The organism is Leptospira levettii (assembly GCF_002812085.1).
Classification (GTDB): domain Bacteria; phylum Spirochaetota; class Leptospiria; order Leptospirales; family Leptospiraceae; genus Leptospira_A; species Leptospira_A levettii.
The window spans coordinates 997,065-1,012,515 of record NZ_NPDM01000001.1; the positions used below are offsets into that span (position 1 = coordinate 997,065).

The 15,451-nt window shown below is 35.2% G+C and carries 14 protein-coding genes; 3 read left to right on the top strand and 11 right to left on the bottom strand.

Going from position 1 to position 15,451, the window contains the following annotated elements:
* From CH354_RS04605 to CH354_RS04615, 3 genes are read left to right on the top strand one after another with little or no spacing between them, the layout of a single operon-like run.
* Window positions 1–966 carry an NAD-dependent epimerase/dehydratase family protein gene (locus tag CH354_RS04605; RefSeq protein ID WP_100725556.1) on the top strand — a complete coding sequence of 322 codons (966 nt, stop codon included), beginning with the start codon at window positions 1–3 and terminating at the stop codon, window positions 964–966.
* On the top strand, window positions 956–2,737 hold the full coding sequence (locus CH354_RS04610; protein ID WP_100725557.1) for a Vgb family protein: 1,782 nt from the start codon (window positions 956–958) through the stop codon (window positions 2,735–2,737). Before CH354_RS04605 ends, CH354_RS04610 begins: the two co-directional genes overlap by 11 nt.
* Window positions 2,734–3,933 carry an MFS transporter gene (locus CH354_RS04615; protein ID WP_100725558.1) on the top strand — a complete coding sequence of 400 codons (1,200 nt, stop codon included), beginning with the start codon at window positions 2,734–2,736 and terminating at the stop codon, window positions 3,931–3,933. Before CH354_RS04610 ends, CH354_RS04615 begins: the two co-directional genes overlap by 4 nt.
* Before the next feature lies 1 nt (window position 3,934).
* Here CH354_RS04615 and CH354_RS04620 read toward each other — a convergent pair whose 3' ends face one another.
* The 11 genes from CH354_RS04620 to CH354_RS04665 all read right to left on the bottom strand — a co-directional run bounded on the left by CH354_RS04620 (window position 3,935) and on the right by CH354_RS04665 (window position 15,408).
* On the bottom strand, window positions 3,935–5,164 hold the full coding sequence (locus CH354_RS04620) for a DUF2804 domain-containing protein (protein ID WP_100725559.1): 1,230 nt from the start codon (window positions 5,162–5,164) through the stop codon (window positions 3,935–3,937).
* A 28-nt stretch (window positions 5,165–5,192) separates the two neighbouring features.
* Window positions 5,193–5,972: a methyl-accepting chemotaxis protein gene (locus tag CH354_RS18425; protein ID WP_243395961.1), complete on the bottom strand. Its 780-nt coding sequence runs from the start codon at window positions 5,970–5,972 to the stop codon at window positions 5,193–5,195.
* A gap of 189 nt (window positions 5,973–6,161) precedes the next feature.
* Entirely contained in the window at window positions 6,162–6,755 is a 594-nt protein-coding gene (locus CH354_RS18430) for a hypothetical protein (protein ID WP_243395962.1), read from the bottom strand.
* Between the two features lie 2 nt (window positions 6,756–6,757).
* Entirely contained in the window at window positions 6,758–7,543 is a 786-nt protein-coding gene (locus CH354_RS04630) for an enoyl-CoA hydratase/isomerase family protein (protein WP_100766305.1), read from the bottom strand.
* A gap of 11 nt (window positions 7,544–7,554) precedes the next feature.
* Complete coding sequence (locus CH354_RS04635) at window positions 7,555–9,480, bottom strand: AMP-dependent synthetase/ligase (protein WP_100766306.1); 1,926 nt, start codon at window positions 9,478–9,480, stop codon at window positions 7,555–7,557.
* 8 nt (window positions 9,481–9,488) lie between these two features.
* Window positions 9,489–10,319, bottom strand: coding sequence for an SDR family NAD(P)-dependent oxidoreductase (locus tag CH354_RS04640; protein ID WP_100766307.1), 831 nt, complete (start codon window positions 10,317–10,319; stop codon window positions 9,489–9,491).
* A gap of 10 nt (window positions 10,320–10,329) precedes the next feature.
* The gene (locus tag CH354_RS04645) at window positions 10,330–11,298 is read right to left on the bottom strand and encodes an NAD-dependent epimerase/dehydratase family protein (RefSeq protein ID WP_100766308.1); all 969 of its coding nucleotides are present in this window, start codon (window positions 11,296–11,298) and stop codon (window positions 10,330–10,332) included.
* 1 nt (window position 11,299) lies between these two features.
* Window positions 11,300–12,427 carry an acyl-CoA dehydrogenase family protein gene (locus CH354_RS04650; RefSeq protein WP_100766309.1) on the bottom strand — a complete coding sequence of 376 codons (1,128 nt, stop codon included), beginning with the start codon at window positions 12,425–12,427 and terminating at the stop codon, window positions 11,300–11,302.
* Entirely contained in the window at window positions 12,428–13,306 is an 879-nt protein-coding gene (locus CH354_RS04655) for a bile acid:sodium symporter (protein ID WP_100716202.1), read from the bottom strand.
* Window positions 13,296–14,849 (bottom strand): GMC family oxidoreductase N-terminal domain-containing protein, encoded by a 1,554-nt coding sequence (locus CH354_RS04660; protein WP_100728333.1) that lies wholly within the window; start codon window positions 14,847–14,849, stop codon window positions 13,296–13,298. The genes CH354_RS04655 and CH354_RS04660 overlap by 11 nt, the downstream gene beginning before the upstream one ends.
* Window positions 14,842–15,408 carry a hypothetical protein gene (locus tag CH354_RS04665; protein WP_238760247.1) on the bottom strand — a complete coding sequence of 189 codons (567 nt, stop codon included), beginning with the start codon at window positions 15,406–15,408 and terminating at the stop codon, window positions 14,842–14,844. The genes CH354_RS04660 and CH354_RS04665 overlap by 8 nt, the downstream gene beginning before the upstream one ends.
* Window positions 15,409–15,451 lie beyond the last annotated feature (43 nt).

A 15,451-nucleotide genomic window follows, 5' to 3' on the forward strand; every position in this document is an offset into this window, starting at 1 on the left:
TTGAAAGTTTTAGTCACTGGTGGTGCGGGTTATATTGGATCCACTCTCATCCAACATTTGTTAAATACCTATCCAAATTGGCAAATTTTGGCTACCGATATCAAACCAATGTCTAATTCCCCTGTTTCTACCCAATTTGAATTTCAAATATTGGATATCAGTGATCGAAATTCTGTTGTAGATTTGATCCAAGACTGGAAACCCAATTCGATAGTCCATCTTGCATCAATTCTCAATCCTCCGCCAGGTATGAGTGAGGAAACACAGTGGAAAATTGATGTACAAGGCACCAAAAATGTGTTAGATGGAGCAGCATATGCTAGAACGGAACAAGTGATCATCACAAGTTCAGGTGCAGCATACGGTTATCATAAAGAAAATAAAGAATGGATTGAAGAAACAGACCCCATAAGAGGTCATTCAGCGTTTGTATATTCCAAACACAAACGCGAAGTGGAAGAATTATTAACAGAATACAGATCCATATTCCCACAACTCAAACAATTGATCTTAAGACCAGGAACTATCCTTGGAAAAACAGTGAATAATCTAATTACCGATATGTTCCAAAAACCTTTTGTGATGGGTATCTTAGGCCACAAAAGTCCATTTGTTTTTATTTGGGATGAGGATGTGATTCAGATCATCACTAAAGGAATCGCCGAAAAAAAAGAAGGTAAGTTTAATTTAGCTGGAGATGGTGCTCTCAGTTTAAAGGTGATCAGCAAAATGATTCGAAAACCGTATGTTCCAATACCTGCCTTTTTGTTACAGTCTTTGTTATGGGTACTTAGGAAACTTCGGCTCACACAATATGGTCCCGATCAAATCGATTTTTTACGGTATAGACCTGTTTTATCAAACAAACAATTAAAAACGGTATTTGGTTATATTCCCAAGTACAATTCAAAAGAGACATTCATTATGTATTTAAAAGCCAAAGGAGTTCCATACGATGAAATTTAAATTATTTGTTTTTGGATTTATATTCACCTACTCTTCGTTATTTGCAATCCAGTTGGATATCAAAGATACTAGTGGAAAAAATTTAGATCTTGTAATGGTTACGATTAAAGCTGAAAAACCACAAGTGCCTCCACGTGATGATCATGGGTATCCACCTGAAAGACTCGAATTTTTTATTACACCTGAAGTGACAATGTTTACAAATCCCAACGGTAAGGTAAGTATCTCATTTCCTTATGCACCTAAAGTAAACATTCGATTGCGTAAAATTGGGTATAAGGATGTTAATTTACGATCTTATTCCAATCAAAGTTCTGTATCGTTTCGAATGGAAAAACAGACAGATTTAAATTTACTAGTAGGGCAATACCCTTCAAATAGTTGGGTTGCAGCACTTAACTTTGGTGAAGACAAAGATTTAAGAAAAACATATTTAGAACAATGTGGTTTCTGTCACCAACAAGGAAGTTTTTTCATGAGAAGAGCATTCTCTGAAGGTGATTGGGAAGAAATCATCAATCGAATGATGGGTTATGGCGCAAGACCACATGGGAAAGCTAAGAAAAAACTTCCTAGTTTACTTTCAAATGCATATGTTGATTTACTCAAACACCCCGAACGAGTGTCACCTGGTCGTCCATGGGGAAAAGAGTTATACGGAGCTGTCATCAGAGAATGGCCTATGGGAGATAGTTTCTCTCAAATGCATGATCTATTATACCATAAAAAAACTGGTCTAGTGTACGTAGGTGACAATATCCAAGATCGTCTTTGGGAAATTGATCCTAACACTGGTAAAACGGTAGTATATAAAGTTCCTAAACAACCAGATGATGAGTTGGGTGGTCTATTACCAGGAAGGTTACGATCATTCCAAAAACATGAAACCTATGTTGGTTTACATTCCCTTGCGGAATCTCCAGTTGACGGAAATATTTTTATCACTCCATCTTTGCAAAAACGTATCACAGAGTTTGATCCAAAAACCAAACAGTTCAAAGACCATATGTTTCAAAATGGACTATATCCGCATACCATTCGTATTGACGATGAAGACCGAGTTTGGTTTACATTAGCGCTTTCAAACCAGGTTGGAATGTTTAATCGAAAGGATCTTTCTTTCCATTACTTCGATTTACCTGCAAGAACCAAAAAAGAAAGTTTTAGTTTATGGATCAGTGGTTTCATTGTAAAACTTATGAATTGGGGTTTTCCAATGCATTTGTTACCAGTTGATGAACGTGTGAGTGGTATGCCATTGCCATATGGGATTGATGTTGCACCTAATGGAACGGTTTGGTTTACAAGACTACATGCAGACACAATTGGTAAAATCAATCCAAAGGATTTTTCCTTTCAGGTGATTGAAACACCTTTCCAAGGTCCACGTAGGCTTCGAGTGGATCGAGACAATCATGTATGGATTTCAGTTTTTCCGGAAGGCTCAATTGCTAAATACACTCCAGAAGATGGAAAGTTCAAACTATACCCACTTCCTACAGCGGTGGATGGAGTTGAGACACCTTATTCTCTGAATGTGGATAGAAAACGTAATCTTGTTTGGGTCACAGGCACTTCATCAGATAATTTAATGGTAATGGATATCAAAACAGAAATATGGAAAGTATATCCCATGAGTCGTAAAGTTACATTCACACGTGATATTGAATTTTCGCCAGATGGTAAAGCATATTCATCAAACGGTGCATTCCCAAGTTGGCAAATTGAAGATGGACAACCAACTCTGATGGAAGTTACACAAGCAAAATGAGTTCTTCTAATACTTATAACCAAGGTCAATTGATTCGATTTTTGTTAGCTTCCTTCTTAGGATTTTTAGCAGGTCACCTAACGAACTATAGTGTCATTTTATATGCACAAGATGTATGGAACCAAGATGCATTGGCAGGCATTGGATTTGGACTATGTTTTGGAGTTCCTTTGGTACTAGGATGGTTTGCAGGAGCTTGGTGTGATTCTCACTCACCACAAATTTTAGCACAAATTGCCCATGGATCATTTTTAATTGCATTGGGCCTATTAAACCTTTCATCACAATTTTTTGGCATCACTTCTGTTTCTTTATTTTTACTAGCAGCTTTTTTTGTTGGAGTGGGTTGGTCTATCCTTGCTCCCGCTAGGATGTCTTTACTCGGCAGATTAGCAGGAAAAAAACAAAAAAAAATGGCAGTGATTTTTAATGTTTTGGTAATGTTAGGTTTTGGTTCTGCCCCACCAATTTTGGCTTTTTGCAGGAGTATAGGTTCTTGGCAAATGGTTCACATTACTGGTGTTAGTCTATTTTTAATTGCAATGTCTTTACTCATCGGAATTAAAACGGAAGGACAGGGAAAAACTTCTTCTGCTTGGGATCGGATCCTACGAGGGGTATCTTATGCAAAAAACCATTCATTACTTAGACAAACACTTTTATTTTCAGTCGTGATTTATTGTTCCATGGGTCCAGTCCAGGTGATGATGCCTAGATATGCAAAAGGTGTATTACTATTAGGAGAAATGGAACGTGGATTTTTTTTAGGAGCCCTTGCCTTAGCTTTACTTTTGGGAGGAGGTACGTCTTTAAAACTGGCAAAACCGTTTGGTTATGGAAAATTGATCCTCACCTCTGGATTGTTATGTGGACTTGGTCTTTTAGGTATCGGACTCAGTTCACAATTATGGCTTTCAATTTGTTTGTTACTGGTGAGTGGATTTGGTGCTGGAGCTAGTATCAGTTTACTTGTTGCCATCCTTCAATCAGAAGTGAGTCAGGAATACAGAGGAAGGTTAATGAGTCTGTATACAATTACAAGCCAAGTGGTGCCGGCATTTGCAGGATTTTTATCGGGTATCATTCTTGTAAAAGTTTCCATTCCAACAGCGGTTGTATCTGCAGGAATTATATTAACCCTGATTGTGATTTTTAGCACAATCAGGTTAAAGACACTTCGAAACTATACGCTTTGATTTACCATTGTTGGTACATTTGTTCGGCAAAACCAAACAAGTTTTTAACTTCTAGTTTTGTTCCGTTATCTAAGACCACATAACCATTATAAACACCGAAGGCTTTATTCAAATAGGCTTCGGTTTTTAATAATTCAAAAATTTCAGACAATGAAAAATTTTGGATTAGTTGTTTTAAGAAACCTATCATACCCATAAGATCTATATCAGAATACAATAGATAAACTGGAGTAAAGTTTAACTCCAATCTACCTTGGTTACTCACAAATTTCCAAGGTTTTTTGTAATTTGTAACATCATACTTCCAAACTACTTTATCAAGTTTATGTACTTTCCCTTTGTAAACGATACCGTTTTCTGTAGCGTTTTTTGGATCACCAAAACCATAACCTAAGTTTAGACTAAGAAGTTCTCCACCAACCATTCCTGCACCTGCAGCCCAAAGCCATTTATTTTTCTCAGGCCAAGTTCCCCTTCCCCAATCTAAGACTGCGTAACTATCTTCTTTAAAATCATAAATAGATTGTTTGTATACGATTGTTCCTTTACAGATCAAACTTGGCATTTTGTATTCATAAAAGAAATCTGACTTAGAAAATGGAGTGATGATGGCAAGTGCTTCATTCGATTTTTCGGTGAATTCAAAATTACCTTGGATGGTTTCATTGGAGGAATCACCTTGGATTGAATAAGTGATAGTTCTTTTGCCTTTTTGTTTTTGAATACGAATGAATTGGTTTCCTTTCGTAAATTCAATTGGATCCGTTGTATTGGTTGGGAAAAGAATGGCACCTGGTCTTACGAGTTCTGTTTTAGAAAATATAGTTTTACCTGATTTAAATTCTAATAACTCGATGCTACCCATCGCTAAATTTCCAATATCAGTTACGGTGATTGCACCTCCGAAATTTTCATTATAGAATGTGTAATGTTCCCATCGTTTATAACGTTTCGGTTCTGCTTTGATGTATGACTCGTTAATCTGAAAGTGTGGAAATCTTGACCAACCTGAAACATTCAGAGTCCCATCTTCTTTTAGAAGTGTAACAGATGAAGTAAACTCTAGTTGTTTTGTTTCAGATGCATCTGGTTCGGGAATCACTTGAATGATTTTTCCATGTTCATCAACAACCTGGTCTGGTGATAATTTAGCTTTTGAACATTGAAAGATTGAAATTGTCAAAAGGAAAACTCCTATCTTTAGAAGAATTTGAAATCGTTTTTCTAACATGAATATCTCCAAAAATACAAGCTTATGATTATGATTCGCTTAACGTCAATAATTCTAAAGATTGAGATCTGATTTGTTCCACATGTTGTTCTAAACTTCTGGATGCATTTGAAATTTGATTCACTTCGTTCTCTAATGCCATAATACCTTTATTGACTTCTGTTTGACCAGAAATTTGTTCTTTCGTGCTAAACGAAATTTGAGAAGAAAGATCATTGATTTCCGTTAGTTGGTTAATCGTATCAAAAATAATTGATTTTTGTTTTTCAAATAATCGATGCATATGACTCACCTTTTCAGTTGTCATTTCTAGTTTTTTAATTTGATTGGTTGTCAAATTTCCAGTTTGGATGGAAACCTCTGCTGCTTCATAAATAAATTTTCTAGAATGACTGACAACATCAGAAATCATTTTTGCGTTTTTTGCTGTAAAATCAGCAAGTTTACTGACCTCACTAGCTACCACTGCAAATCCCCTACCAACTTCACCAGCACGTGCAGCTTCAATTGAGGCATTTAATGCAAGTAAGTTGGTCTTTTCTCCAATTTCAGCAACGATTTGATTGATTTCATCAACCTTGTCAAAGGAAGTTTTGATTGAATCTAAATATTCACTTGTTTTCTTTGAGACACCAGCAATTTCCGTTGTATCTTTTTTGTTTTCATTTGCAATCGTAATCAACTCTTGGTTGATCATACTAATGGTTTCAACCATTTGGTTTAAATCATTTGATCCAGCAAACAAATCAGTGATTTTTCCATTTTGGTCATCAATAATTTTTGCATTTGATTCAAATGATGAAAACAATTCTGTATTAATCGCTGTTACTTGCTCTAGAGACGCAGCTTGAGATTCTAATCTTTCCGCAGTATGCGAAATATAATTGGCACAACTTTGAATCGAATTTTCTAAATTTTTTGCTGCATCTTGTATGATTTTTTTTTGTTTTAAACTTTGGTTTAATAAATATTCAGATTCTTTGGCTTTTTCTATACCTTAGTCACTGATCAAAATTAATAAAGCAATAAGTCGAGACAACAAGATCCCACTTACCATCACAAAGATCCCTTTAACAATTTCCGCGGATGTTCCTACATATCCTGTCTGAATGTATAAATTTGGATCTTCTGAAGGAATGAGTCCACCAAAATGAACCGATATAAAATAAGATAATATGACACCAAATCCTGCCAAAAACCCATTAAAAAGAACGAATTTTGGATTCCCTAAAAACCCAGAATAAATTAAGTAAAAAAATACAACAAGGAGTACAGCAGTGTTGCTCAATGCAGACTTTGCTTCCATTGGTCCCATCGAACAATCAATTGATGTATTAATTAAATGGATCCCTATATCAAGTATGATTAATAACTTATGAAACCATTCTGGAGGATTTCCATTCCTTAACCAAATATGGCAAATACTTGCATAGATACCCATGATAAGGGTACCAGAGAGATGGATATAAAACATAGCCTCGGGCATACTATTTTTTGTACCCATAAGTGCGGCAAAAAATACAAAGAATAATACAATCCGAATTCGATTAACAGTGATTTTACCATTTTGCCAAAGTGATTCGATACTCATATTTACTTACCAGTATACTTTGGTTTTCTTTGGTTGGCAAAACTATCCAATGCTTCTGCCAAGTCGGAAGTACCTATCAAAGTAGATTGTAATTCAATTTCTAATTCTAAACTTTCTTCAAGTGACATTTTATCTCCACGTTTGATGATTTGTTTAGTGATAGAGATTGTTTTGGGAGGTAATTGTAAAAATTTTCTGGCAAACTGTTTTGCCGACTCATCTAATTCGTCAGGAGAAACTATTTTATTAATTAAGTTGTATTGGAGGGCTTTTTCAGGATTGAATTTATCACCTAACATGATGAGTTCATTAGTTGGGCCAATGCCTGCATTTCTTGTAACTCGATTGGTTCCCATGAGTACAGTTAATCCGAGTTTGACTAATGGAATCGAAAAAACTGTTTTTTCACTTACGATTCTAAAGTCACAACATTGAGTTAACATAAAACCACCACCCATACAAAATCCTTGGACTTTTGCAATCGTAGGTTTTGAGATTGATTCAAAAGCAGTGAAACATGACTGCATCTCGCGCATGTTTGTTTTGAATTCATCTTTTGAAATTTGATTCACCTTCTTTAGAATATCAAATTGGACTCCAGATGAAAAATGTTTACCATTGCCTTGCAAAATAATCGCCCAAACATCTGTATTTGAATCTAACTCTTGGCTAATTGTTTTTAGCTCAAAGAGTGTATCCATATCCATTATATTTAGATCATTTGTATGTAGTGTTAGTGTTGCTATCCTATCTTCAATATCCAATCTCCATGATTGATAACTTTTCATATAAAATCCTTTTACTTACGATACATTGATTCAATTTCTTCATGGTATTTTTCTTGGACACGGTTCCTTTTTACTTTTTGTGTTTGTGTAAGCTCATCATGAACTGCAAAAGGATTTTGAAGTATGTAAACATTTGATATTCTTTCAAATGATTTAAATCCATTTTTATCTGAAATAAAATGTTTTACTTCATCTCGAATCAATTTCTGAATCACATCTGATTCATTAAAGATAACTTTTTTTAAATCTAACTTGATTGAATGTTCTTGTAGATAGTTTTCAATTTTTTCTAAATTTAACAAAACCAAAGCCGTAAGAGTTTTTTTATCCTGACCAACAACAACAGCTTGGTCAATATAATCACTTTGTTTCAAACAAATCTCGATAGGTTCAGGTTCAACGTTTTCACCTCCAGAAAGAACAATAGTGTCTTTTGCTCTTCCCGCAAACTTCAAATTCCCTTGAGCAGTCCATACCAAAAGATCACCCGAATTCAACCACCGATCTTCTGTTAATACAGCTTTTGTCTTTTCTTCTTCTAAATAATAACCTTTCATATTGTGACGACCATGATGATGGGCCACACCCTTAACGCCAGGTTTTGTAACTTCATTTCCAAATTCATCAATCAGTTTAATGGTTACACCATGTATTGGTTTCCCAACATTTCCTACTGAAAAATCGTTAAAATGTCTTATTGTAGAAACTCCAGAGTTTTCAGTCATTCCATAGACTTCTAAAATTGGCATACCGATTGCGTACATAAATCGATCAACTTCTGCTTGTAAGGCACCTGCTCCAGCAAATGCATATCGCAATTTCCCTCCTAACACAGATAATATTTTTGATAACACAAGTTTTGAGATTGGTAAGATAGGAAGGTATATTAGTAGTTGAATTAAATTGATGAATTGAATTAAAATTTGTTTTGTCGTTTTGGGAGAATTAAATCTCGGAATACGATCAAATGCTTTGTCATAAGTAATCGAAAAATTTACAGAATTCCAAACAAGTAACTTTAAAAAGTATTTTTTGACAGCATGACTTTTTTGAATCGTATCTTTAATTTTATCATAAAAACTTTCCCATACCCTTGGAACGGTAAATAGAATTGTAGGTCTTGCTTTTGCTAGATCTTTACCAAGTTCTTGTACACTTGTGAAGGCGATTCTAATACCAGAATAAAAACAAATAGTTTCAAAAATTCTTTCACCACTATGCCATGGAGGTAAAAAACCCAACGTCACATCACCTTCACCTACCTTTACTCCTGTTTTTCTAAATTCAGCAACAAGAGCTTGGATTTCAAAAAGTATACTTCCATGTGTTAACATGACACCTTTTGGTTTACCAGTGGTTCCAGAAGTATAGATGATGGTAGCTAAATCATCCTCTTGGATTTCTTCCCCAATTTCGTGATATGTTTTATCTTCTATATTTGTTGCAAACGATCTCAAATCATTAAAATTAATAATTGGACAATTGATGGATATAGCATCGGCTTTTGCATCACCAAACAAAATGATGGTTTGTAGATTTAATTTTTGTAACTCAGGTAAAAATTTTTTAAGTGCTTTTTCATTTTCAACAAAAACGATCTTACATTTTGCATGAGACAGAATGTAACTTATATCATCTGATGTTGCATCAGTACCACGAGGAACATCAACACACCCGATGGTAGTGATTGCCATACTCACCTGTAACCATTGGTGTCCAACATCCGCAATAATTCCAATCCGATCCCCTGCATTTGTATCCAAGTGAATTAATGCCTTGGAGATGAATTCAGAATTTCCAACAAATTCTGTGTAGGAAATGTTTTGGTATTCTTTCTTTTGATTTTTATAACTTTGAGCAGGAAGGTTTCCATACAGTCGCCTTCCCTCTTGGAGTAAATGATACAAAGTCAATTGTTTCAGATTCGGAACTTTCATTCTATGTCCTATACATTGATATTCATATGATCGAGTAAAATTTTATCCTTCAATTTTTGAGGTAAAAAACGATTTAATCCCAAAAAGAATGTACTCATAAAATCCACTTGATTGAATAATTTTGGTTTTTTTGCTGTAATGACCTTTACAATTCTTTCAGCTGCTTGTTTTGGATTCGTTGCTTTTTTAATCAGCTCATTGTCTCGATTGATAAAGCGAACACATCTGTCATAATAGGGAGAATTTGTTTCTGGTAACTGTTGAGCTTTTGCAGCAAAATTTGTGGAAACTTGTGCAGGTTGGATCATTGCAACCTGAATTCCAAAAGTTTTTACTTCATATCGCATAGATGAAACCATACCTTCAATCGCAAACTTAGTAGCAGAATAAATGGATTCAAAAGGAAATGGAACTTGTCCAACAAGAGAAGACATCACAACTATTTTTCCACTTTTTGCCTTACGCATGGAAGGAACAAATGCTTGTAAAAGTCTAGCACAACCAATCACATTGATATCAAAACATTGTAATGCTTTGACCAAATTTAGTTCTTCAAATGGACCAAAAAAACCAATCCCAACATTTGAAACAACTGTATCAACTGCACCAAACTTTTTGAGTACGGCATCTCTGAATTTTAAAATTTTATCTGAATCAGTGATGCTTAATGATTCAAGATGGTGTTTTGCATTTAATTTATTAAGTTCATCAGATAAACTGTCTAAATATTTTTTTTCAATATCGAAGCCACAAATTGTATAACCTTGTGCTGCCAACATCAAAGAAACTTCTCTACCCATACCTTGTGCAATTCCACTAATAACTACTACTTTACTCATTTTAATCCTCTTAAATTAATTTCATCGATTCCATTGAAGAAACAAAGTTTGGATACCGCAATTGGTATCCAGTTGATTTCAACTTTTGATTATCCATATAATAGTCGTTATACAGATATTTGATTGCTTCATACTCTAAATCAGGAATTTTACCTTGTAACTTTGCAAATGGAGATTCTATTCTTGCAATCACCTTAAGTAATGATAATGGAATATGAAGTTTATTGATCTTGGATCCAAACATCTTTGACGCTAAGTCCAATGCTTCTTCCAAACTTGGATTACTATCATCAGAGATATTGTAAATATTTCCAAAAAACTGTTCTTGTTCGGAAAGGAAAATAGCAGACCCGGCAACATCTTCTACTCTAACATTTGCGAGTTTCATTTTTCCGTCACCAGGTATGCCTGCAATTTTACCTGGTCTTGAAAAAACTTTACCAGCTCCATCATTACATCCAGGGCCATATACAGTGCAAGGCCTAAGGATGATTGTCCTTAGTCCTTTTTTTATTTTTTCTGATACGATTTGTTCACCGGCATGTTTACTTCTTCCATAAGCATCTTTTGGATTACAATCATCAGTTTCTTTAAAAGGATTACCTTGGTAAGTTCCATAGACACTGGAAGAACTAAAGTGGATGTATGCTTTTACACTATTTTGTAATGCAATTTTTGTAAGTTTATCAACTGCATCAACATTGATAGGTTTCAGTTTTTCATAACTAGTGGTTAGATTACAAATTCCTGTAACATGAAAGATACGATCAACACCATTGACTAAAGAACTTAACTCCTTCTCATCCCGAATATCTGATCTTACATATTCAATATTCGGTTTTTGAAATAGTTTTATCTTATCATCACGAATATCTGTGACACGGATTTTAAGATTTGAATCCTTTGATAATTCCTTCAAAAGTTCAAATCCAATAAAACCATTGGCACCTGTGATTAATGTGATTCCGGTGTATTTCATATTAATAGTGGTATGATGGCCTTAGAATCTCTCTGGCAACATTATTCAACATTACTTCAGAACTTCCACCACCCGCTAACAATGATTTTACTTCGCGAACATATCGATCATATGGACGATTCCTATAACATGCATGGGATCCTGTTAATGTAAAAGCTTTATTAACAACTTCATCAGCAACGACTCCTGCTAGGTATTTTGCAATTGAAGTTTCTAAGTTATGATTAACCTTTTGGTCATGTAACCAAGCAGCTTGGTTTCTTGCCAGTTTTGCAGCTTCTAATTCAGAAGTCAGTTTTGCGATAATCCATTGTATTCCTTGAAAATCGGAAACACGACTCTCTCCAACCTTTCTAGATTTAGTAAACGAGACTGCATGTTCTAAACAACCACGTGCAATCCCAATCAATTGCGATGCAACTCCCAATCGACTCAATTTAAAAATTGCCATAAAGGTTTCGATCCCTCTACCTTCTCTTCCTAAAACCGAATCAGCCGGTATACGACAATCTTCAAAATGGACATCATACATAGGAGCCGATCTTAAACCAATAGGATCTTGTTTTTCGTATCGAATACCTTTTGAGTCTCGGTCCACTAAAAACTCAGTTAATCCTTTATCAGTTTTTGCCAAGACCATCATCAATTGAGCTTCTTTTCCTAAATTGATATGAACTTTAAGACCATTTAACACCCATTCGTTTCCGTATTTAACTGCAGTTGTTTGGATATTTTGAAACGAAGATCCAGCATCTGGTTCTGAAATCGCTTGGGCCGCCATTATTTTACCTTTAGCAAGCTCCGGTAACCATTTGCTTTTTTGTTCTTCAGTACCTACAGCTAATAATCCTTGTTGTGCTTGGATTAAATTTTGAGGTCCATAGATTAATTCTTTTGCAGTCTCTTCCATGATGATGGTGTATTCCATTGCACCTTTACCTAAACCACCGTACTGTTCAGGAACAATGACTCCTGTCCAACCTCTATCACCTAGCGCGTGCAATACATCCCACGAAAACTCGCTATCTCTTTCTTCCACATCTCGATTAGGGTCACTACCTGCAATTTTTGAATACGCTGCGACCGCTTCTCTAAGAGCATTTTGTTCTTCTGTAAAATAGAAATTCATTCAAACTGATCCTTTTAATTCTTGTTTTGATTTTAAATAAAAATAGTAAGTTGCAGTTGCCGATGTAATGGGAACAAAGAGGGCATACAGTAAGGGCATCCACAATATTTCATTCACATTTGATCCTGAAAAACTGAGTAAAATTACCGCTATCGTCAAAGGTCCATTTTGAATCCCAGTTTCCAAGGAGACAGTTCTTGCTTGTTTTTCCGAAAGATTTAATATTTTGCTAAATAGATAACCAAAACTATATCCAAGCACTGTAATCAATATAGCAGCCAAATACATTTGCCATGTTGTGACTTGTAAAATGTTTAAGTTCTTAGGAACCATAACACCTAACAAAAATAAGATCATCAAGACTCCTAAAAAACTGCCAATTTTCTCAATTTTCAAAGCAAGTTTCGTATTATATGATCTTATTTTGATTCCAATTAGTACGGGAATGATGAGTAATAAAATCGAACCGATGATACTTTTGTATGGAATTTGAATCTCATCAGTTACCAATCCAGAACAATAGAGCCAAAACAAAAATGGCATCATCACAATGGCAAGAATCGTTGAGGCAAATGTCATACTGATACTTAAGGCGACATCACCTTTCGCATAATAGGTGAGTAAATTGGAAGTAGTTCCTCCTGGAGTACAACCAACTAAAATCAATCCAATTGAGAATAACGGAGATAAGTTTAAACCTTTTGCCAACCCAAATGCTATGAGAGGCATAAATCCAAACTGTGACAACATTCCAACAAGTAATGGTTTTTTAGAATGGATCGCTTTTTTAAAGTTTTCTAATGTTAAAGTACTACCCATAGCTACCATGAGGAAAAAAATCATAGCTGCGAATAATAATTCTTCTGTCTTAGTTAACATTCGATTGGTATTCCTTCGAAAGATTCGATGCCAACTTACTTGCAATGGCATAAATTGTATAACTTGGATTCACACCCAAACTTGTTGGGAAAATAGATCCATCGATAACAGATAAATTTTGAATATGATGGAATTTTCCATTCGTATCCACTACAGAAGATTCCATCGAATTTCCCATAGCATTTCCACCTAACGGATGTGTGGAATTAACTACTGTGTTTGGAGATTGGATCACCATTTTTTCGATGCCTTTTTTGGCCTCTGCCCAAGTTTTGAATGGATTCACTACATTATTGGCTGGAACAACAGTTTTAGCACCTGCTGCAAATTGGCATTCAGCCATAGACAGATAAGACCTTCGAATTCCATCGACTATAAAATCATTCAGTGGATAATCGAGGATTGGATAACCCACTTCATTCAATTGAACAGTTCCACCAAGACTATCTTCATGAAAACCATCACGAATTTGAGAAACTAGTACATGTAAGTTGGGATAACTTTTTACATAAGAATCAAATTCCTCACCAACCAATTTTCTTAAATTCATTAATACAATTGGTTGTGCACCAACTGCTTCTATATTATAACCTGCTCTCCCTTTTACCCCATCTTTCCATAAAAATTCATCGGATGCAACGGATTGAGGAGCACCAAAAAATCCATACACAGGAGTTGGCATTTCCGCAACAGAGTAGTTGTGTAGTTGTACAAAAGTCCTTTTACCAATCAATCCATAAGGATCAGGTAAATTCGAACGTAATAACAAAGCAGGTGAATTGATGGCACCAGCACTTGTGATAAAATGTTTTGCAAACAATCGAATTTTAGGTAGTGTCTCACCAGTTTGGACACTTGGTTTACAATACAAATGATCAATTTTATTTTCTTTCCAATTGTACTTAACCGCATTGGCACGAAATAAGAGTGTTGTTTTTTGTTTTAATGCAGATGGAATTGTAGTTACCAATTGACTTTGTTTTGCATCAACTGGGCAACCCAAACCACAATAACCTAACATATTACAGTTTTTTACATTTCGTGGAATTGAGTTATATCTCCATCCCAGTTTTTTAGCTCCTACACTTAAGAGGTTATTATTTTGGTTATGAGCTTCCCAAGGTTGGATCGAAAATCGTTTTGATGCAATATCAAACCAAGGTTCCATCTCTTCGTTTGAAAAACCTTTAATTCCTAATTCAGTCTCCCAATAGGAAAGTGTTTCCTTAGGTGTACGAATACACGTTGTCCAATTCACAACAGTTGATCCACCAACCGTTCTTCCTTGTACAACCGTAAAAGCTTTATCCTTTGTTGGTCGCGTTGCACCTTCGAAATATAATCGATTGAATGTGGATAGTTCTTTTAAATCAAAGTCCTTACTACGTTCATAGTTTCCTTCTTCCACAATGATGACGGAATATCCAGCTTTCGATAAAATCTCTGCACTTGTTCCACCACCAGCACCGGAGCCGACGATGACAAAATCCGCTTCGAGATCTAAGTCTTTTTGTAAATAAGAAGCATCTATTAGTTTATCCATGACGTAATCCTAATGCATGTTTTGGACCTGGATAACCGACGTGTTTCCAAGAAACACTGGCTTCAAAGTATCCGATAGTGACCATTGATTGTAATAAAAAGAAAATTGATCGAAGTAAACCTATGGAAGAGGTTTTCCACTGATTTAATGTTTTGATAACAGTATCTCTGTTGCTAAGTTTCCAATTGGAACTTGAACCAAACAAATACCATCTAACAGCACTTATGTTTAAAAATTGAATTGCTTCTAAAATTTCAGCTTGTGTGTGAGAAGGTAAGCTGTATAAGTATGAATCGATATTTAATACAACTTCATTCAGTACGTTTTCTTTTTCCTTCTCCTCTTTTGGTAAAAACGTAAACAATAGAGCATCCGCCAAATAATAGAATAAATTCTGCCCTCGATTGTCCAAAAATTGACAATCCAACTCTCGATCACGTGTTGTGACATCATCCTTTGCCTGACAACCACTGGTGCTCAGATACAAAAAAACAGCTCCCATCAACGAAGTTTTGACAAGAGTACGTCTCGAAATCAGCTTTTGATTCAAAATTGCCATTCTTAATCCGTATTTCCACTCACAAATTAATGAATGAATATTC

What these genes read in the sequence shown, in the direction of transcription:
- CH354_RS04610 (WP_100725557.1), top strand. Translation starts at nt 956, where the DNA reads ATGAAATTTAAATTATTTGTTTTTGGATTTATATTCACCTACTCTTCG.
- CH354_RS04615 (WP_100725558.1), top strand. Translation starts at nt 2,734, where the DNA reads ATGAGTTCTTCTAATACTTATAACCAAGGTCAATTGATTCGATTTTTG.
- CH354_RS04620 (WP_100725559.1), bottom strand. Translation starts at nt 5,164, where the DNA reads ATGTTAGAAAAACGATTTCAAATTCTTCTAAAGATAGGAGTTTTCCTT.
- CH354_RS18430 (WP_243395962.1), bottom strand. Translation starts at nt 6,755, where the DNA reads ATGAGTATCGAATCACTTTGGCAAAATGGTAAAATCACTGTTAATCGA.
- CH354_RS04630 (WP_100766305.1), bottom strand. Translation starts at nt 7,543, where the DNA reads ATGAAAAGTTATCAATCATGGAGATTGGATATTGAAGATAGGATAGCA.
- CH354_RS04635 (WP_100766306.1), bottom strand. Translation starts at nt 9,480, where the DNA reads ATGAAAGTTCCGAATCTGAAACAATTGACTTTGTATCATTTACTCCAA.
- CH354_RS04640 (WP_100766307.1), bottom strand. Translation starts at nt 10,319, where the DNA reads ATGAGTAAAGTAGTAGTTATTAGTGGAATTGCACAAGGTATGGGTAGA.
- CH354_RS04645 (WP_100766308.1), bottom strand. Translation starts at nt 11,298, where the DNA reads ATGAAATACACCGGAATCACATTAATCACAGGTGCCAATGGTTTTATT.
- CH354_RS04650 (WP_100766309.1), bottom strand. Translation starts at nt 12,427, where the DNA reads ATGAATTTCTATTTTACAGAAGAACAAAATGCTCTTAGAGAAGCGGTC.
- CH354_RS04655 (WP_100716202.1), bottom strand. Translation starts at nt 13,306, where the DNA reads ATGTTAACTAAGACAGAAGAATTATTATTCGCAGCTATGATTTTTTTC.
- CH354_RS04660 (WP_100728333.1), bottom strand. Translation starts at nt 14,849, where the DNA reads ATGGATAAACTAATAGATGCTTCTTATTTACAAAAAGACTTAGATCTC.
- CH354_RS04665 (WP_238760247.1), bottom strand. Translation starts at nt 15,408, where the DNA reads ATGGCAATTTTGAATCAAAAGCTGATTTCGAGACGTACTCTTGTCAAA.